Raw genomic sequence first — 18,520 nt, forward strand, 5'->3', positions numbered from 1 at the left:
GAGACGGGGTGTGGGTCGACCACACCCCGTCTCACCTCACCGGGTCCCGGCGGGCGCCGGCGCGTATCCCGTCGGACGCGCGGTGAACGTCCCCCGGCCCCGCGTCCGGCCGCGCAACCGCGTCGCGTAGCCGAACAGTTCGGCCAGCGGCACGGTGGCGGTCACCACGGCGGTGCCCGGCCGGGTGGTGGACCCCGTCACCCGGCCCCGCCGGGCCGCCAGATCACCGAGCACCGCGCCCACCGCGTCCTCGGGCACGGTGACGGTGACCTCGGCGACCGGTTCCAGGACCGCCAACGCGCACTCCCGCAGCGCGGCGCGCAGCGCCAGCCGCCCTGCGGTGCGGAAGGCCATCTCGGAGGAGTCCCTCACATGCGTCGCCCCGTCGGTCAGCGTGACGCGCAGCCCGGTCACCGGGTGGCCGCCGAGCGGCCCGTCGGCGAGCGCGTCCCGGCACCCGGCCTCGACCGCCCGGACGTACTCCTGCGGCACCCGCCCGCCGACGACCGCCGACCGGAACGCGAACCCGGTGGCCCCGTCGTCCAGCGGCGCCACGTCGAGCACCACGTGCGCGAACTGCCCGGCCCCGCCGTCCTGTTTGACGTGCCGGAAGACCAGCCCGGACACCCCGCGCACCACCGTCTCCCGGTACGCCACCCGGGGCCGCCCGACGTTGGCCTCCAGGCCGTGGTCACGGCGGAGCTTCTCCACCGCGACCTCCAGGTGGAGTTCGCCCATGCCGGACAGCACCGTCTGCCCGGTCTCCGGGTCGGTCCGCGCGACCAGCGACGGGTCCTCCTCGGTCAGCCGGGCCAGGGCCGCGGCCAGCCGTTCGGTGCCGGTGGAGGTGCGGGCCTCGACCGCGACGGAGACGACCGGTTCGGCCGCGCCCGGGGGTTCCAGGACGAGCGGCGCGCCCGGCGCGCACAGCGTCGACCCGGCGCGGGCCGACTTCAGCCCGACGACGGCGACGATGTCCCCGGCGACGGCCCGGTCGACCTGCGTGTGCCGGTCGGCCTGGACGCGCAGGACGCGTCCGATCCGCTCGGTGCGACCCGCGCCCGGCTCCCACACCGCGTCCCCCTTCCCGAGGGTTCCCGAGTACACCCGCAGGAACGTCAGCCGCCCGGTGGGCGTGGCGTGCACCTTGAACGCCAGGGCCGCGAGCGGCGCCGCCGGGTCGGCGGGCCGCCGCTGCTCGACGCCGTCGTGCGTCCCGCGTACGGCGGGCACGTCCAGCGGCGACGGCAGGTAGTCCACGACCGCGTCCAGCAGCGGCTCGACACCGCGGTCGCGGTAGGCCGAGCCGCACAGCACGACGACACCGTCACCGCTGTGGGTGAGGTCCCGCAGCGCCCCGGCCAGGGTGCGGGAGGCCAGCGCCCCGGTGGCACAGAACTCCTCCAGCGCCCCCGGGTGCAGTTCGGCGACGGCCTCCTCCAGCAGCCGGCGCCGCCGCAGCGCCTCCGCCACCAGACCGGGCGGGACCGGGCCCTCGACGGCCGTCGGGGTGCCGTCCGCCCAGACCAGTGCCCGCATCCGCACCAGGTCCACCACGCCGGTGAAGGCGCCCTCCGCGCCGATCGGCAACTGGACGACGAGCGGGGCGGGGTGCAGCCGGTCGCGCAGGGACGCCACGGCGGTGTCCAGGTCGGCGCCCGCGCGGTCCAGCTTGTTGACGAAGGCGATCCTGGGCACGCCGTGCCGGTCGGCCCGCCGCCACCCGGCCTCGCTCTGCGGCTCGACCCCGGCGACGGCGTCGAACACCGCGACCGCCCCGTCCAGCACCCGCAGCGAGCGTTCCACCTCGTCGGCGAAGTCGACGTGGCCCGGGGTGTCGATCAGGTTGATCCGGTGCTCCCGCCAGGCGCAGCTGACGGCCGCGGCGTGGATGGTGATGCCGCGGTCGCGTTCCTGCGGGTCGAAGTCGGTGACGGTGGTGCCGTCGTGGACCTCGCCGCGCTTGTGCGTGCTGCCGGTCGCGTACAGGATCCGCTCGGTGACGGTGGTCTTCCCGGCGTCGACGTGCGCGAGGACGCCGAGGTTGCGGACGGCGGCGAGGGAGCGGGTGGTGGTGGTCGTGGCGCGCATGGCCCGTGGCCTTTCGGTGGTTCCCTGACAGGGCAGCGCGATTCCCGGGCCCGAGAGACCGACCGACGGCCCGTCAGCACACGGGCGTCGTACGGGGGTTCAGACGTGCGCCTCGGGGGTCCGGTGCCGGGCGCGCAGCGGGCACCGGGCGGACGAGGACACGAGGATCACCTCGTAGCGGGAGCGGGGAACGACGGCGACGGCGTGGTCACGCACGGCCCGGCTCCCCTCGACTCGTCACGACGCCGCGCCGCCCGGCGGTGGGCGGCGCGCGATGGTGTGGCGAGTGTAGGCAACCGGGCAGCACGGCGGCACGGCATTTTCCCGAGCCCTCCGCTCTCACTTTGTCCGCGTGAGGGAAAAAGCCACGAGATCTTGAGCGAAAGGGGTTACGTCTCCGAACGAACGCCGCTAACTTCCCTGACACAAGCGGGTCATGACCTCATGCCCGGCGTTCCACGGCGCGACGGCGCGCGCCTGTACTCCCCCCGGCGGACCGGTCCCGGACTGCCCCCACCCCCACCACTGGGAGACACCTGTGCGCAAGAGACCGTTCAGACGCAGACTGCTGCGACTGCTGGTACCGACGGTGGCGTGCGCCGTCGGTCTCGTACTGCCCGCCACGGATGTGGCATCCGCGGCCCCCGAACCCGCGGTGGCCGCCGCCGACCCGGTGTTCCAGCAGGTCACGCTGGCCAAGGGGGTGGCGGAGACGGGCGAGCCGATGACGCTCACCGTGCTGCCCGACCGTTCGGTGCTGCACACCTCGCGCGACGGCACGCTGCGCCTGACCGACGCGGCGGGCACCACCAAGGTGGCCGGGAAGCTCAACGTCTACAACCACGACGAGGAGGGCCTCCAGGGCGTGGCCGCCGACCCGGCGTTCACCAGCAACCGGTTCGTGTACCTGTACTACGCCCCCACGCTGAGCACCCCGGCCGGTGACGCCCCCGGCACCGGCTCGGCGTCGGACTTCGCGCCCTTCGACGGCGTCAACCGCCTCTCCCGCTTCGTGCTGAGGACGGACGGCACCCTGGACCTCGCCTCCGAGACGAAGATCCTCGACGTCCCGGCGTCCCGCGGCATCTGCTGCCACGTCGGCGGCGACATCGACTTCGACGCGGCGGGCAACCTGTACCTGTCGACCGGCGACGACTCCAACCCGTTCGCCTCGGACGGGTTCACGCCCATCGACGAGCGGTCCAACCGCAACCCGGCCTACGACGCCCAGCGCTCCGCGGGCAACACCAACGACCTGCGCGGCAAGGTGCTGCGGATCAAGGTCAACGCGAACGGCTCGTACTCCATCCCGTCCGGCAACCTGTTCGCGCCGGGCACGGCCGGGACCCGCCCGGAGATCTACGCGATGGGCTTCCGCAACCCGTTCCGGATGAGCGTCGACAAGGCCACCGGCATCGTCTATCTCGGCGACTACGGCCCCGACTCGGGCACCTCCAGCCCGTCCCGCGGCCCTGAGGGTCAGGTCGAGTTCAACCGGATCACCAAGGCGGGGAACTTCGGCTGGCCGTACTGCACCGGGGACAACGACGCCTACGTGGACTACGACTTCGCCACCGGCACCTCCGGCTCCGCCTTCGACTGCGCGGCCCCGCGCAACACCTCACCGCACAACACCGGCCTCACCACGCTGCCCCCGGCGCAGCCCGCCTGGATCCCGTACAACGGCGGATCGGTCCCCGAGTTCGGTGGCGGCTCCGAGTCGCCGATGGGCGGCCCGGTCTACCGCTACGACGCCTCCTCCACGTCGGCGGTGAAGTTCCCGCAGGAGTACGACGGCGACTTCTTCGCCGGGGAGTTCGGGCGCCGCTGGATCAAGCGCATCGAGAGCGGCGGCGACGGCACGGTCCAGTCCATCAACGCCTTCCCGTGGTCCGGTACCCAGGTGATGGACATGGCCTTCGGTCCGGACGGCGCGCTGTACGTCCTCGACTACGGCACCGGCTACTTCAACGGCGACGAGAACTCCGCGCTGTACCGCATCGAGCACGTCACCGGCGGCCGGGCACCGCTCGCGCAGGCCGCGGCCGACGTGACGTCGGGCAAGGCGCCGCTGGCCGTGGCGTTCTCCTCGGCGGGCAGCTCCGACCCGGACGGCGACAGCATCGGCTACCGCTGGACGTTCGGCGACGGCTCCTCGTCGACGGCCGCGAACCCGTCCCACACGTACACCACCAACGGCCAGTACACGGCGACCCTGACGGTGACCGACTCCACCGGCAGGTCGGCGACGGCGTCCGTGCAGATCACGGTCGGCAACACGGCGCCGAAGGTCACCCTGGACACCCCGCTGGACGGCCGGGTCTACGACTTCGGCGCGGCGATCCCGTTCAAGGTCACCGTCACCGACCCCGAGGACGGCACGATCGACTGCTCCAAGGTCAAGGTCAGCTTCATCGTCGGCCATGACAGCCACGGCCACCCGCAGACCTCGGCCACCGGCTGCACGGGCACCCTCCAGACCCTCGCGGACGGCGAGCACGACCCCAACGCCAACATCTTCGGCGTGCTCGACGCCGAGTACACCGACAAGGGCGCGAACGGCCAGCCCGCCCTCACCTCCCACGACCAGCACATCACCCAGCCGTCCCACCGGCAGGCCGAGCACTACGGTGCCGGTTCCGGCGTCTCGGTGATCAACCACGCCCCGGCGCACGGCGGCCGGACCGTGGGCAACATCGAGAACGGCGACTGGATCTCGTTCGAGCCGTACGCGCTGGACAACGCGACCCGGTTCTCCGCGCGGGTCTCCTCGGCGGGCGCGGGCGGCACGATCGAGGTGCGCGCGGGTTCGGCGACGGGCACGCTGCTCGGTACGGCCACGGTGCCGGTGACCGGCGGCTGGGAGACGTTCGTGGACGTCAACGCCACCCTGAGCAACCAGCCGAGCAGCACGACCACGCTGTACCTGGTGTTCAAGGGCGGCGCGGGTGCCCTGTTCGACGTCGACGAGTTCTCCTTCACCACCTCGGGTTCCAACCCCGGCCCGCGCACGGGTCCGGTGAAGGGCGTCAACGGCAAGTGCCTGGACGTGAACGGCGGCGCCACGGCCGACGGCACCCAGATCCAGATCTGGACCTGCAACGGCACCGCCGCCCAGACCTGGACCCTGCCCGGCGACAACACCCTGCGCGCCCTCGGCAAGTGCCTGGACGTGAACGGGGGCGGCAGCGCCGACGGCACCAAGATCCAACTGTGGACCTGCAACGGCACCGGTGCCCAGCAGTGGACCGCACAGGCGGACGGCACGCTGCGCAACCCGCAGTCCGCCAAGTGCCTCGACGCGTCCGGCGGCACCTGGGACGACGGCACCGTCGTCCACCTGTGGACCTGCCACACCGGCGCCAACCAGAAGTGGACCCTGCCGTAACCATCCCCGCGTGACCTCAAGGAGGTGAGTCACCCATGCGCAAGCAACTGCGAACGGTAGTGGCCTTGTTCGCCGGGGCCCTGCTGGCCGCCACACCCAGCGTCTCCGCGTCGGCGGAGCCCGCGCCCGGCACGGCGGCCGTGAGCGCCGCGGACCCCGCGTACAAGATCCTCGTCTTCTCCAAGACGGCGGGGTTCCGCCACTCCTCCATCGGCAACGGCATCGCCGCGCTCCGCGAACTCGGCACCGCCAACAACTTCACCGTCGACGCCACCGAGGACGCGACCGCCTTCACCGGCGGCAACCTGGCCCAGTACCGGGCCGTCGTCTTCCTCTCCACCACCGGTGACGTCCTGAACGGCACCCAGCAGACGGCCTTCGAGCAGTACATCCAGGGCGGCGGGGGCTACGTCGGCGTGCACGCGGCGGCCGACACCGAGTACGACTGGCCCTTCTACGGGGGTCTCGCCGGGGCCCTGTTCCAGTCCCACCCGGCGATCCAGCCCGCGACCGTCAAGGTCGAGGACCGCGCCCACGACGCCACCGCGCACCTGGGCGGCACCTGGCAGCGCACCGACGAGTGGTACAACTACCGCACCAACCCCCGTACCACCGCCCACGTCCTGGCCTCGCTCGACGAGTCCAGCTACAGCGGCGGCAGCATGTCGGGCGACCACCCGATCAGCTGGTGCAAGGACTACCAGGGCGGCCGCGCCTTCTACACCGGCGGCGGCCACACCGACGAGTCCTACAGCGAGCCCGCCTTCCGCCGCCATCTGCTGGGCGGCATCCGCTGGGCGGCGGGCATGACCGAGGCCGACTGCCGACCGGAGACCGGGTACCGTCCGCTGTTCGACGGCTCCGGCACGAGCGGCTGGAGCCAGGCGGGCCCCGGCGGCTTCACCCTGGCCGACGGCACGCTCACCTCGCAGGGGGGACTGGGGCTGCTGTGGTACTCCGCCGAGGAGTTCACCGGCGACTACTCCCTCAAGCTCGACTGGAAGGCGGCCGGGGACGACAACTCCGGGGTCTTCGTCGGGTTCCCGGCCTCCAGCGACCCCTGGTCGGCGGTGGACAACGGCTACGAGATCCAGATCGACGCCACCGACACGCCCGACCGCACCACCGGCTCGGTCTACGGCTTCCAGTCCGCCGACCTGGCCGCCCGGGACGCGGCGCTCAACCCGCCGGGCGAGTGGAACACGTACGAGATCCGGGTCACGGGTGAGCGGCTGGAGATCTTCCTCAACGGCCGCAAGATCAACGACTTCACCAACACGGATCCCGCACGCAGTCTCGCCCAGGGCCACCTCGGCCTCCAGAACCACGGCGACGGCGACGAGGTGTCCTTCCGCAACGTCCGGATCAAGGAGTCGGGCACCCCGTCCGGTCCGCGCACGGGTCCGGTGAAGGGCGTCAACGGCAAGTGCCTGGACGTCTCCGGCGGCAACACCGCCGACGGCACCCAGATCCAGATCTGGACCTGCAACAACACCGCCGCCCAGACCTGGACCCTGCCCGGCGACAACACCCTCCGTGCCCTCGGCAAGTGCCTGGACGTGAACGGGGGCGGCACCGCCGACGGCACCAAGATCCAGCTGTGGACCTGCAACGGGACCGGCGCCCAGCAATGGGTTCCGCAAGCCGACGGCACCGTCCGCAACCCGCAGTCCGCGAAGTGCCTCGACGCGTCCGGTGGCACCTGGAACGACGGCACCGTCGTCCACCTGTGGACCTGCCACACCGGCCCCAACCAGAAATGGACCCTTCCGTGAGCCCCTGGGAATGGATCCGGCGGGCGGGTCGTTGAACACGGCGGTCGTAGTTTTTGTGTCTGTGTTTCACCGCACGCTCGCGAAGAACGATGTCGCGGGCGCCGCCTTCCTTCAGGGAACTGGAGAAGTCGCGTCCAGGCCGGCCCGGGACACCGCACGGTGCGGGTCCCGTATCCCAGCCCCTGCGAGGAGCGAGAAATGACTCAGGGAACCGTCAAGTGGTTCAACGCCGAGAAGGGCTTCGGCTTCATCGCCCAGGCCGACGGACCGGACGTGTTCGTGCACTACTCCGAGATCGAGGGCAACGGCTTCCGTAGCCTGGAGGAGAACCAGCACGTCGAGTTCGACGTCGTCCAGGGCCCCAAGGGCCCGCAGGCGGCGCGCGTCCGCGCCGTCTGAGGACCGCGTGAGTGAGAGGGCCGGTGCCACAGGGCACCGGCCCTCAGCCGATCTCCGCGAAGGACTCCACCGCCCGGATCTTGCCGGTGACGATCAGGACGTCCCGCCGGGCGATGACGGTCTCGGTCGTGGCATGGGTGAAGCCGTCACCGGGCCGTTTGATCCCGACGACGGTGACGCCGTACCGGGTGCGGACCCGGCGCAGTCGGCGACGGCGGTGTGGGTGAGGACGTCGCTCATCCGCTGCGCCACCGCCGCCCTCGTCGGCGGCGCGGTCACGCGTCCGGTCACGCCTCGGTCCTCCACCTGCCGGACCCCGCGCACTCGCGTGCTGGCCGTGCCCCCGCGCGTTCGCGGGGGCACGGCCAAGGATCCGACAGGCTGCCGCGGAGATCGCGACGGCACACGCAGGCGTGTCCGTCGTCGTGTCAGACCGCCGTGGGGGTCACCTGGACGGCGAGGTCGTTGTCGACCGTGTAGTAGGGACGGACGGTGGCGCCGCCGACCGTGGCCGTCGGATAGACGAAGATCCCCTTGCGGTCCGCCACGTCGTCGAGCAGACGGCTGATCCGCACGGGCGCTCCCGCGCTCTCGGCCTTGACGAAGGCGTCCCAGACGCGGGGTGCGCCGCCGCCGTCGGTGACCAGCTCCGCGTAGTCCACGGTGAAGGAGAACCCCTGCCCGCCACCGTCGCCGTCGCCGTCGGGACGCGCGGGCAGGACGCGCGCGGCACCGGCGCCGCCGCGCGGGCGCAGCCGCACGGTGGCCGACTCGGTGAGCGGGGCGCCGTGCAGCCAGACGTGGACGGTCAGGGACCGGTCCGTCGCCGTCATCCGGGTGATCTCCGCGTGGGCGGTGCGCAGCCAGGTCCGCAGCGCGAGGAACCCGTCCTTGGTGGCGTAGGGCACGCGGACGGCGACCGGCGACGGCCGCTCCCGGGTGTGCCCGTCGACCAGCGCGCGCAGATCGCGCAGCCCGGGGCGGAGCCGGTGGCGCGGGGCTCCCGGTCCGGCCCCGTCGGTCAGCAGGTAGAGGTCCCAGCGCCCTTCGGCGAGCGCGGGCTCCGCTTCCAGTACGCCGTTCAGACGGCCGTCGTCGCCGGGCCGCAGGTCGAGCACGCGGAGGGTGTTCTCCGGCTGGCCCTTCTTGGGACGCAGCCGGAGCAGCAGCTGGGGGGCGGGGACGTCGGCGGCCGTGCCGGGCGGCAGGACGAAGGTGATCCGGCCGTCCGGGTCGACGGCGCAGTGGGTGCGGGGGTGGGTGATGCCGGTGGTGTCCGCGGCGTTGGCGGTCTGGCTCATCGCTGGCCCTTCCGTACGGTGCGCAGGGCGCTGCTGGCCATGGTGCGGGCGACGTCGCGGGCCGCGAAGGTCTGGCTGATCAGGGCACGTTGCAGGCCGCGAGCCGGGGCGGCGGGCCGCGTCCCGCTGCTTCTCGCCGCCGTCGCCGCGCCGAGAAGGCGTTCGGCCTGCTCCAGGACGGGGCCGGGGGCGAAGCGTCGGGAGGCGTTGCGGATGGCGGTGGCGCCCATGGTGCGGCGCCGTTCGTCGTCGCGGACGAGGTCGAGCAGCGCGGTGCCCAGGGCGTGGGCGTCCCCGACCGGTACCAGTCGGCCGTCGGCGCCGTCGGCGATGATCTCGCCGGGTCCGTGGGGGCAGTCGGTGCTCACCACGGGCAGTCCGCAGCGCATCGCCTCGACGATGGTCATGCCGAACGGTTCGAAGTTGGAGGCGGCGGCGCCGATGGAGCCCTTGACCCACTCGGCCTCCATGGGGGCCGCGGGCCCCATCAGAAAAACGTTGTCGGACAGCCCGAGCCGCTCGATCAGCCTTCTCAGCCGGTCGTGTTCCTCGCCCTTGCCGTAGATGCGCAGGTGCCAGTCCGGGCGCTCGGCGGCGACCAGGGCGAAGGCCTCGATGAGCAGGTCGTAGCGCTTCACGGGGACGAGCCGACCGGCCGCGACGACGATCTTGGCGGTGCTGTCCGAGGGGGGCAGCACCGGATCGGGCACGCTGTTGGGGAGGGCCTCCACCAGCACGCCCGGCAGTCGCATCTTGCGCCGGTAGGCGGCGGCGTCGGCCTCGGTGACGGTGGTGAGCACGTCGAGTCCGCGGTAGGCGCGCCGGAGGGTGGTGCGCAGCGCGGGCGGGTGGTTGTCGAGGGTGAGGTGCTCCTGCCCGACGCGGGCGACGTGCGCCGGGGCCTGGCGCGCGAGGTGCACGTTGAGTCCGGGGCGGGTGCCGATGACCACGTCGGCGTCGATCTCCGCCAGGCACTCGCCGATCCGCTGGTCCGTCAGTTCGCTGTACTGCTGGTAGCGGTACTCGGCGCGGGGGAAGACCCGCGCCGGTCTCAGGTGCCGTGGGTCTTCCTTCTCGTGCCGCAGGTCGACCAGGGGCCGCAGCGACACCCGGGGGTCCAGGGCGAAGTTGGGGCGTTCCCGGTGGCGCAGTACGGAGACGATCTCCACCTCGTGCCGTCCGGCCAGGGCTTGTGCCAGGTTGAACGTGGTGGTGATCGTGCCTCCGATCCCATAGGCGTTGTGGAGGAGGAAAGAGATCTTCATGGCGGGCTAGACCTCTCCGTTCACCCAACGGTTGCCCGCCGTTACCTCTTCGTGGCCAGGCCCGAAGCCCTGGGTTTCCGCGCTGGAGCACCGACTCGATCCGGCCTGAGTATACGTACTCAGACCGGATCGAGTCGGCGCGCTGACATCGTCCGGCACCGCCGCGGAGGCGTCCACGCCAGGGCGTGACGCGGTCCTCGTCCCCGTCGTCGACACGCCGGGGCCCAGCACGCCGAGACTCAGTCCTCTTAGCGGTCCCCAGGGGTGGGGAAGCTTCCCACATGTGGCAAAGAGCGACCACGTCGACACTGAGCGCCACGGCCGTCCGCCCGGGTCCTCGCCAGCCACCGGCCCAAACGCATCCCGGATGCTCCGGCTCACCCGTGACACACGCGAAAAAACGAGAGCCCGACCGTCAGGTCGAGGCTCTCGATTCTGTATCGCCCTGAGAAGGGAGAAGTGAAGTGTCCGAGGGGGGACTTGAACCCCCACGCCCGATAAAGGGCACTAGCACCTCAAGCTAGCGCGTCTGCCATTCCGCCACCCGGACCAGGTGTCTGCCGCTGGAGCGGGGGTGTTCCCCGTGGCGACATGGACAACCATACCAAGAGTTCGCAGCGCCCTTCACCTGCGTTTCCTTGCTCCTCGGCAGGGTGGGCCGGGCGGCGTGGACGGGGTGCCGCGATGCCCTCACGGTGGGTGAGGGCACCGGCCGCCGCCCGGCCCGTGGCGCCTCACGGCATCAGGCGGTACTCCGGGGAAGTCCCCCGGCAGCCGCTCCCCCACCGGGCCCCGGGCCACCGCGCGCACCAGGAGGTCACCGCCGACGAACGCGCCGCGCCAGGAGGCACCGGAGCCGCCGAAGAGATCGCCGCGGCCACCGCGGGAGCGTGGTGTACGGGGCGGGCCACCTGGCGTGTGGGCGAGGGATACGTCAGCACTTCTCGCGCAGGGAGTGCAGGTGGGCGCTGGACTTGCGGGCGAAGGTGAAGGACTCGGCCGGGTTGTCGTGCTCGGCCTGCCAGTGGTGGGCCAGGCGGTGGCCGCGCAGCCTGGTCACGCCGGAGAGGAAGCGCTGGTAGTCGATGTCGCCGTCACCGACGTCGACCATGCGGTAGCCGTGCGGGACGGACGGGTCGCGCTCGCCGTCCTTGACGTGGAAGAGCGGGTAGCGGTCGGGCTGGTCGAGGACGTAGTCGAGGGGCTCGAAGGGCGCGGCCGTGCCGTCCGGCCGCTGGGAGAAGCGGAACTGGCCGACGTACGCCCAGTAGATGTCCATCTCCAGGTAGACGAGGTCGGGGTCGGTCTCGGCGAGCAGGACGTCGTAGAGGCGGACGTCCGGCCGGTCGGTGGCGAAGGAGAACTCCTCGGAGTGGTTGTGCTGGTAGAACTTCATGCCGCGCGCCCTGGCCGCGGCGCCGTAGGTGTTGAACTCCTCGGCGGCGCGCTTCCAGGCGTCGACGGTGGAGCCGTAGCGGAACGGTCCCGAGGCGGTGCCTATGTGCTTCAGGCCGAGGGCCTGGGCGTCGTCGAGGACCTTCTCGAGGTTCTGGGCGAAGGTGTAGGCGTTCGGGTCGTCGGAGTAGTAGCCGACGTGGCTGCCGATGGGGTTGAGGCCGTGGTTCCGCGCCAGCCGCTTGAGCTGGGCGAGGGTGATGGGACCCGCCGAGCCCTGGGTGTACCCGGCGAACTCGACCTCGTCGTAGCCGTACTTCTCCAGTTCGGCGAAGACGGGCGCGAAGCCGAGCGTGGAGACCTTGTCGCGCAGGCTGTACAGCTGGATGCCGAGGCGGCCGGGCGGCAGGACGGGACGGCCACGGCCCGCGGCCTCGGGGGTGGCGGCCTGGGCGGGGGCGGCGGCGCCGAGCAGGGCGGCGGCGGTGGCACCGGCGGCCACGCCGAGCATTCCTCGTCGGCTGAGGCGGTGGGACAGTTCGGGGTCCTCGGCCTTGCTCCAGCGGCTGGGGCGAGGGGTGCGGCTCATGGGGAACTCCTCCAGGTGGGACTGCGTTGTCAGTGGTGAGTGCTTCACTGGTGACCAGTCAGAACACAGCCAGTCGGAACAGAGCCGGTCAGGTGCCGAGACCGGCGAGGTGGAGCAGTAGTGCTTTCACGTCGGTGGCCGCGACGCGGTCACCGACCGAGCGGGGGGTGGAGCAGATGAGGAGCGGACCTTCGTCGTCGCTCACGGGGAGGCGGCCGTGGCTGCCTCGAATAGGTGAGGGGTCGAGGGGCACGACCGCCATGCGGTAGCGCATCCCCAGCTTCTTGCGGGCCAGCGCGGTCGCCGCCTTGACCTTGACGTAGGGGTCGAGGGGGTCCATGAAGAGTTCGACCGGGTCGTATCCGGGTTTGCGGTGGATCTCGACGAGCTGCGCGAAGTCGGGCGCGCGGGAGTCGTCGAGCCAGTAGTAGTACGTGAACCAGGCGTCTGGTTCCGCCACGGCGACGAGCTCGCCGGAGCGCGGGTGGTCGAGGTGGTGGGCCTTCTTGCCCTCGTCGTCCAGGAGTCGCTCGATGCCGGGCAGTCCGTCGAGTGCGGCGCGGGCGGCGTCGAGGTCCTCGGGCTTGCGGACGTAGACATGGGCTATCTGGTGGTCGGCGACGGCGAAGGCCCGCGATGCCATCGGGTCGAGGTACTCCATGCCGTCCTGGGTGTGCACCTCCAGCAGTCCGGCCCGGCGCAGGGCGCGGTTGACGTCGACGGTGCGGCTCACCCGGGTGATGCCGTACTCGGAGAGCGCGACGACGGTGCGGCCCTCGGCGCGGGCGTCGTCCAGCAGGGGTGCCATGGCCGTGTCGAGGTCGGCGGCGGCCTGGAGGGAGCGCGGGTCGTCGGGGCCGAAGCGCTGGAGGTCGTAGTCGAGGTGAGGGAGGTAGCAGAGCGCCAGGTCGGGGTGGCGGGTGCGCAGGATGTGGCGGGTGGCGTCGATGATCCACTGGCTGGAGACGAGGTCCGCGCCGGGCCCCCAGAAGTGGAAGAGGGGGAAGGTGCCGAGTTCCTCGGTGAGTTCGTCGTGCAGGGCGGGGGGCCGGGTGTAGCAGTCGGGTTCCTTGCGGCCGTCGGCGTAGTAGACGGGACGGGGGGTGACGGTGATGTCGGTGTCGGCGCCCATGGCGTACCACCAGCAGATGTTGGCGACGGTGTAGCCGGGGTGGGCGCGTCGGGCGGCGTCCCAGAGCTTGTCCCCCGCGACGAGTCCGTTGTGCTGGCGCCACAGCAGTACGTCGCCCAGCTCGCGGAAGTACCAGCCGTTGCCGACGATGCCGTGTTCGGAGGGGAGGGCGCCGGTGAGGAAGGTGGACTGGGCGGCGCAGGTCACCGCGGGCAGGACGGTGCCCAGGGTCGCCTGGGAGCCGGACTGGGCGAGGGACTTGAGGTGGGGCATGTGGTCGAGGAGACGCGGGGTGAGACCGACGACGTCGAGGACGAGGAGCGGGGTGGGGGTGGTCATGGCAGCTCCTTCAGGCCGAGGTCGGTCAGCAGGTCGCGGGCGAGGGTGAGTTCGGCGGCGATGCCGTCGGCGAGCTGGGCGCGGCCCCGGGGCCGCAGTTCGGGCGGGAGGGCCTGCCAGGTGTAGGTCTCGACCTCCAGGTGGTGGGTGAGCGGGTGTGGGCCGCCGACCATGCGGGTCAGGGCGGTGCTGAGGACGGGGAGGGTGGAGGTGAGGGGCGCGGCGGGGGCCGCGTGCAGCGGGACGTGGAAGTGGGCGCGCCAGGGCGCGGTGTCGGGCAGGGTGTCGCCCTTCAGCGCCTCGCCGAGGTCGTCGGTGCCGCCCGCTCGAACGGAGTTGAGAGTGGGGGAGGTGCGGGTCTGGTGCAGGAAGCGGGGTTCGTCGAAGGCGGCCAGGGCGGCGCGGACCTCGGGAAGGTGCGGCTGTTCGGCGTGCAGGGCGGCCGAGAGCTGTGACTTGACGATGGGGACACCGGCGCGGGTGAGGGTGTCCAGGGCGGTGTCCGGGTCTTCGAAGGAGGTGGCGAGGTGGCAGGTGTCGACACAGATGCCGATGCGGTCGTGGGCGATCGCGGTGAGCGGGGCGACGGCGTCGCCGGTGGTCTCGATGACGCAGCCGGGTTCCGGTTCCAGGCCGACGCGGATGGAGCGGCCGGTCAGGTCCCGGAGCGCGTCGAGGCGCTGGGCGAGGGCGAGCAGGGCCGCGCGGGCGGTGCGGAGGCTCTCCTCGCTGAGCCCGGCCCCGGTGCGGGACGGGAGCGCGGTGCGCCAGGCGAGGGGCAGGGTGGAGATGCTGCCGTCGGTGACGTCGTCGGGCAGGAGCGCCGCGAGGACCCGTGCCAGGGCGGTGGTGTGTTCGAGGCGCTCGGGGTCGGTCCAGTCCGGTTTGTAGACGCGGTACTTGACCTCTTCGGCGCCGAAGCCCTGGTAGGGGAAGCCGTTGAGGGTGACGACCTCAAGGCCGCGCCGGTCGAGTTCGCAGCGCAGCCCGCGCAGTGCCGACGGGTCGGTGACCAGGGCGTGGGCGGCGTCCCTGGCCAGCCACAGGCCGATGCCGAGCCGGTCCCGGCCGAGTCTGCGGCGCACCGGCTCGCAGTGGTCGCGGAGCTGGGCGAGCACACCGTCGAGGGTCTCCGCGGGGTGCACGTTGGTGCAGTAGGCGAGGTGGACGGTGGAGCCGTCGGGGTGGCGGAAGCGCATCGCTCACTCCCCGCCGCGCAGGATGGAGTTGCCCTCGTGGGTGGGGGTGGTGCTGGCGACGTCGAGGTCGAGGCGTCCGCTGAGCCCGTAGAACGCGACGGGGTTGCGCCACAGCACCCGGTCGACGTCGTCCTCGGTGAAGCCCTCGGCGAGCATCAGGTCGGCGACCTTGCGGGTCTTGAGGGGGTCGCTGCGGCCCCAGTCCGCGGCGGAGTTCACCAGGACCTGGTCAGGTCCGTAGGCGCGCAGGATGGCGACCATCCGCTCCTCGTCCATCTTGGTGTCCGGATAGACGGAGAAGCCGAGCCAGCAGCCGCTGTCCTTGGCCTCCTTGACCGTGGTCTCGTTGAGATGGTCGACCAGGACGCGGTCCAGGGGCAGGGCGGACTCCCGGACGACGTCGAGGGTGCGGCGCAGACCGGCGAGCTTGTCGCGGTGCGGGGTGTGCACCAGGGCGGGCAGTTCGTGGTCGGCGGCGAGCTGGAGCTGGGCGGCGAGGGCGGTGTCCTCGGCGGGCGTCATGGAGTCGTAGCCGATCTCGCCGACGGCGACGACCTGGTCCTTGACGAGGTAGCGGGGCAGTTCGTCGAGGACGGGGGCGCAGCGCGGGTCGTTGGCCTCCTTGGGGTTGAGGGCGAGGGTGCAGTGGTGGGCGATGCCGTACTGGGCGGCGCGGAAGGGTTCCCAGCCGAGGAGGGAGTCGAAGTAGTCGAGGAAGGTGGCCGGGGAGGTGCGGGGCTGGCCGAGCCAGAAGGACGGTTCGACGACGGCGCGGACGCCCGCGGCGTACATGGCCTCGTAGTCGTCGGTGGTCCTGGACGTCATGTGGATGTGCGGGTCGAAGATGCGCATCAGGACTCCTTGCCGTGGGGGGTGTCCGTTCCGCGCGGTGCGGGCGCGGACTCGGTCAGGGCCAGGACGCGGTGGAGATCGTCGGGGACGGGGCGGCCCGCGGCGGTGCGTTCGGCGGCGTAGTCGCCCACCATGCGGGCGAGTTCGGTGTCCGCGCGGGCGCGGCGCTCCAGGTCGGTCACCTCGTCCACGGGCACGCCGGTGAAGAGGCACTTCAGGACGGCGTGCCGCCAGTTGTGGGCGTCGAGGTGCCGGGCGGCGTAGGGGCCGACGGCGGCGGCGACCAGCCGGGTGTCGTTGGTGCGCAGGGCGTCCTCGACCAACGGGAGGGCGTCGGGGCCGGTGACGAGGTGCGGCAGGGCGTGCAGGACCGCGCGGCGTTCGGCGGCGGTGCCCTGCTGGTAGACCCGGCTGAGCGCGGCGGTGTCGGCGTGCGCCGCGTGCAGGATCAGCACGCGTACGGCGTCGGCGTGCTCGGCCCCGCAGCGGCGTCCGGCCTCGGCGAGGCGCAGCTCCCACACGGAGATCGGCCCGTGACCCCCGGGGTGGGTGGCGGCCTCTTCCAGGGCCTGGTCGAGCCAGGCACGGGCGGCTCCGCCGAGGCGGCGGTCGAGGTGGGCGCGGAGGTCGTGGGGTGGGGTGAGAGCGAGCGGGGGCGGGGTCGTGGGGCCGGAGTCGGGGGGGCTGTGGGTGGTGCTGTCGGTGGGGCTGTCGGTGGCCGCGCCGCTGGTGTCGGTGGCCTGGGTGCCTGCCTCCGGGGTGGCCGGGGTGGCGTGCCGGTGGGTCATGTGGGGCTCCCTTCTGGGGTGGCGGAGGGCGCGCCGGGAGGTGGTGCGACGGGCGGCGTGTCCGCGGTGGCGGAGGCTGCCGCGCGGTGCAGGAAGGGGAGGGAGAGTTCGGCCTGGTGGGGGCCCGCGTGGGAGTGGCGGGGCAGTTCCACGACGGTCAGGCCCCGGTAGCCGGTGGCCGCGAGGGCCGCCAGGACGGGCGGGAAGTCGATCTCGCCGTCGCCGAAGGGGAGGTGTTCATGGACACCGCGGCGCATGTCCTCGATCTGGACGTGCCGCAGCCAGGGCCCGGCGGCCCGCACACAGTCGGCGGGAGGCAGGGGTTCGAGGCACTGGCAGTGGCCGATGTCGAGGGTGAGACCGAGGTGGGACGGGTCGCCGAGGGCGCCGCGCAGCCGGTGGAAGTCGGCGAGGGTGGCGAGGAGGTGACCGGGCTCGGGTTCGACGGCGAGGGGGATGCCCGCGGTGGTGGCGGCGTCCAGGACCGGGGTGAGGGCGTCGGCCAGGCGTTTCCACGCCGTGTCCTCGTCCGTGCCGGGCGGGGTGGTGCCGCTGAAGCAGTGCACCGCGTGGGCGCCGAGGTCGGCGGCGGTCCGGACGGCCCGCAGCAGCAGGTCGACGCGGCGGGCGCGGTCGTCGGGGTCCGGGTCGAGGAGGGAGGGGCCGTGTTTGCGGCGTGGGTCGAGCACATAGCGGGCGCCGGTCTCCACGGTGACGCCGAGTCCGAGGGCCGCCAGCCGCTGGGCGACCCGGTGGGTGCGGGCGGCGAGGTCGGGGGCCAGCGGGTCCAGGTGCATGTGGTCGAGGGTGAGCCCGACGCCGTCGTAGCCGAGGTCCGCGAGCAGGGCCAGGGCGTCGTCGAGACGGAGGTCGGCGAGGCCGTTGGTGCCGTAGCCGAAGCGGAACGGGCCGGGTACGGCGGCGGGGGTGGGGCTGGGGCTCATGTGACGCTCACCTTCCTGGCGTACCTGCGGCCGAGCGGGGCGAGCGCGGCGACGCACAGGGCGGTGACCGTGGCTCCGGAGCGGGCGGACAGGGCGGCCTGGAGGGGGATGGTGGCGCGGATGCCGCCGCTGACGGCGCGTTGGGTGAGCGGGGGTGAGGGGTTGAGGAGGGCGTGGGCGTAAGGGCGGGCGGCGGTGGCCGCGTAGAGCAGACCGAGGCCGGTGCGCAGGGTGTCGGGACCGGCGGCACCGCCGGTCCGCCAGGCGCCGCGTCCCGGGGCGCCGCTGGGGCGCGCGGCACCGGGACCGGCGGCACCGCTGAGGCGCGCGGCACCGGAACGGGCGGCACCGCTGGGGCTGGCGGTACCGCTGGGACTCCCGGCCCGGTGGGCCGTGCTGCCCGGCAGACCGGAGGTGGCTGCGTTCCTCCGGTCTGCCGGGGGTCTGGGTGAGCCGCGGGTCAGCAGCCCGGTGAGGGCGGTCGTCGCGGCGAGGGCCGCCAAGGGAGCCAGGGGGGAACCGCCCTGGGTCTCGTGGCGGGAGACGGTGGTGACGGCGAGGGTGTGGGTGCCGAGGAGGGCGGCGGAAGGGAGGGCGTCACGGGTGCGGCCGGCGGTGGTCGCCGCGCCGAGCAGCAGGTCGGCGGCGCGGGCGGCGGCCATGGCCGCGGGTCCCGCGGGGGTGTGTTTCAGCTTCAGGTCGTAGGCCCAGACCGTGGCCGCCAACGGGGCGGCGACGGTGAGGGCGGGGCGTCCGGCGCGGGCCGCGAGGGCGAGTCCGGCGCCGGTGAGGGCGCACGCCGCGGTGAGGGCGGCGGCGGGGCGGACCCTGCCGGACGGCAGGGGGCGGTGCGGGCGTTCGGCGGCGTCCTCGGCGCGGTCCGCCCAGTCGTTGAGGACCATGCCGGCGGAGTACAGGCAGAGGGAGGAGCCGATGGCGAGGAAGGTACGGGAGGTGGGACGCCCGGCGGTGGCGGCGGCCCCGGCGAGCGCGTCGCCGGGGACGGTGAACAGGGCCGGGAGGCGCAGGAGTTCGGCCCAGGCACGGCGGGCGCGGCGCCTGC

14 protein-coding genes, 1 tRNA gene and 1 pseudogene are annotated in these 18,520 nt (G+C 72.8%); 3 read left to right on the plus strand and 13 right to left on the minus strand.

Features of this window, described 5'->3' with window-relative positions:
- Positions 1-36: 36 nt before the first annotated feature.
- Positions 37-2,091, minus strand: coding sequence for an elongation factor G (gene fusA / locus ABZ659_RS06875; RefSeq protein WP_360214256.1), 2,055 nt, complete (start codon positions 2,089-2,091; stop codon positions 37-39).
- 538 nt (positions 2,092-2,629) lie between these two features.
- On the opposite strand from fusA, the gene ABZ659_RS06880 reads away from it, so the two are divergent.
- From ABZ659_RS06880 to ABZ659_RS06890, 3 genes are all read left to right on the plus strand, one after another.
- Positions 2,630-5,479, plus strand: a complete 2,850-nt coding sequence (locus tag ABZ659_RS06880) for a PQQ-dependent sugar dehydrogenase (protein ID WP_360214258.1) — start codon at positions 2,630-2,632, stop codon at positions 5,477-5,479.
- Positions 5,480-5,514: 35 nt separating this feature from the next.
- Complete coding sequence (locus tag ABZ659_RS06885; RefSeq protein ID WP_360214260.1) at positions 5,515-7,254, plus strand: ThuA domain-containing protein; 1,740 nt, start codon at positions 5,515-5,517, stop codon at positions 7,252-7,254.
- Positions 7,255-7,452: 198 nt separating this feature from the next.
- Positions 7,453-7,653 carry a cold-shock protein gene (locus tag ABZ659_RS06890; protein WP_360214262.1) on the plus strand — a complete coding sequence of 67 codons (201 nt, stop codon included), beginning with the start codon at positions 7,453-7,455 and terminating at the stop codon, positions 7,651-7,653.
- Positions 7,654-7,696: 43 nt separating this feature from the next.
- On the opposite strand, the gene ABZ659_RS06895 is transcribed toward ABZ659_RS06890, so the two are convergent.
- From ABZ659_RS06895 to ABZ659_RS06950, 12 genes and pseudogenes are all read right to left on the minus strand, one after another.
- Entirely contained in the window at positions 7,697-8,047 is a 351-nt protein-coding gene (locus ABZ659_RS06895) for a TrkA C-terminal domain-containing protein (RefSeq protein WP_360214482.1), read from the minus strand.
- Between the two features lie 34 nt (positions 8,048-8,081).
- Positions 8,082-8,954: a transferase gene (locus ABZ659_RS06900; RefSeq protein ID WP_360214264.1), complete on the minus strand. Its 873-nt coding sequence runs from the start codon at positions 8,952-8,954 to the stop codon at positions 8,082-8,084.
- Entirely contained in the window at positions 8,951-10,219 is a 1,269-nt protein-coding gene (locus ABZ659_RS06905; protein ID WP_360214266.1) for a glycosyltransferase family 4 protein, read from the minus strand. Before ABZ659_RS06905 ends, ABZ659_RS06900 begins: the two co-directional genes overlap by 4 nt.
- 465 nt (positions 10,220-10,684) lie before the next feature.
- A tRNA-Leu gene (locus tag ABZ659_RS06910) sits at positions 10,685-10,769 on the minus strand.
- A 184-nt stretch (positions 10,770-10,953) separates the two neighbouring features.
- Positions 10,954-11,116, minus strand: a pseudogene (locus tag ABZ659_RS06915) (aldehyde dehydrogenase); the annotation flags it as partial.
- Positions 11,117-11,153: 37 nt separating this feature from the next.
- Positions 11,154-12,203, minus strand: coding sequence for a sugar phosphate isomerase/epimerase (locus ABZ659_RS06920; protein WP_360214268.1), 1,050 nt, complete (start codon positions 12,201-12,203; stop codon positions 11,154-11,156).
- A gap of 88 nt (positions 12,204-12,291) precedes the next feature.
- Positions 12,292-13,674, minus strand: coding sequence for a nucleotide pyrophosphatase/phosphodiesterase family protein (locus ABZ659_RS06925; RefSeq protein WP_360214270.1), 1,383 nt, complete (start codon positions 13,672-13,674; stop codon positions 12,292-12,294).
- On the minus strand, positions 13,671-14,873 hold the full coding sequence (gene eboE, locus ABZ659_RS06930) for a metabolite traffic protein EboE (RefSeq protein ID WP_360214272.1): 1,203 nt from the start codon (positions 14,871-14,873) through the stop codon (positions 13,671-13,673). The genes ABZ659_RS06925 and eboE overlap by 4 nt, the downstream gene beginning before the upstream one ends.
- 3 nt (positions 14,874-14,876) lie before the next feature.
- The gene (locus ABZ659_RS06935; protein ID WP_360214274.1) at positions 14,877-15,725 is read right to left on the minus strand and encodes a TatD family hydrolase; all 849 of its coding nucleotides are present in this window, start codon (positions 15,723-15,725) and stop codon (positions 14,877-14,879) included.
- Positions 15,725-16,513, minus strand: coding sequence for an EboA domain-containing protein (locus ABZ659_RS06940; protein WP_360214276.1), 789 nt, complete (start codon positions 16,511-16,513; stop codon positions 15,725-15,727). Before ABZ659_RS06940 ends, ABZ659_RS06935 begins: the two co-directional genes overlap by 1 nt.
- Positions 16,510-17,457: a sugar phosphate isomerase/epimerase family protein gene (locus ABZ659_RS06945; RefSeq protein ID WP_360214278.1), complete on the minus strand. Its 948-nt coding sequence runs from the start codon at positions 17,455-17,457 to the stop codon at positions 16,510-16,512. Before ABZ659_RS06945 ends, ABZ659_RS06940 begins: the two co-directional genes overlap by 4 nt.
- Positions 17,454-18,485: an SCO3242 family prenyltransferase gene (locus ABZ659_RS06950; RefSeq protein WP_360214484.1), complete on the minus strand. Its 1,032-nt coding sequence runs from the start codon at positions 18,483-18,485 to the stop codon at positions 17,454-17,456. Before ABZ659_RS06950 ends, ABZ659_RS06945 begins: the two co-directional genes overlap by 4 nt.
- Positions 18,486-18,520 lie beyond the last annotated feature (35 nt).

The organism is Streptomyces sp. NPDC006997, assembly GCF_040635175.1.
In the GTDB taxonomy this organism is placed as follows: domain Bacteria; phylum Actinomycetota; class Actinomycetes; order Streptomycetales; family Streptomycetaceae; genus Streptomyces.

Coding starts and splice junctions, on each gene's coding strand:
- ABZ659_RS06905 (WP_360214266.1), bottom strand. CDS start 10,219: ATGAAGATCTCTTTCCTCCTCCACAACGCCTATGGGATCGGAGGCACG.
- ABZ659_RS06935 (WP_360214274.1), bottom strand. CDS start 15,725: ATGCGCATCTTCGACCCGCACATCCACATGACGTCCAGGACCACCGAC.
- ABZ659_RS06885 (WP_360214260.1), top strand. CDS start 5,515: ATGCGCAAGCAACTGCGAACGGTAGTGGCCTTGTTCGCCGGGGCCCTG.
- ABZ659_RS06920 (WP_360214268.1), bottom strand. CDS start 12,203: ATGAGCCGCACCCCTCGCCCCAGCCGCTGGAGCAAGGCCGAGGACCCC.
- ABZ659_RS06945 (WP_360214278.1), bottom strand. CDS start 17,457: ATGAGCCCCAGCCCCACCCCCGCCGCCGTACCCGGCCCGTTCCGCTTC.
- ABZ659_RS06925 (WP_360214270.1), bottom strand. CDS start 13,674: ATGACCACCCCCACCCCGCTCCTCGTCCTCGACGTCGTCGGTCTCACC.
- eboE (WP_360214272.1), bottom strand. CDS start 14,873: ATGCGCTTCCGCCACCCCGACGGCTCCACCGTCCACCTCGCCTACTGC.
- ABZ659_RS06890 (WP_360214262.1), top strand. CDS start 7,453: ATGACTCAGGGAACCGTCAAGTGGTTCAACGCCGAGAAGGGCTTCGGC.
- ABZ659_RS06940 (WP_360214276.1), bottom strand. CDS start 16,513: ATGACCCACCGGCACGCCACCCCGGCCACCCCGGAGGCAGGCACCCAG.
- fusA (WP_360214256.1), bottom strand. CDS start 2,091: ATGCGCGCCACGACCACCACCACCCGCTCCCTCGCCGCCGTCCGCAAC.
- ABZ659_RS06900 (WP_360214264.1), bottom strand. CDS start 8,954: ATGAGCCAGACCGCCAACGCCGCGGACACCACCGGCATCACCCACCCC.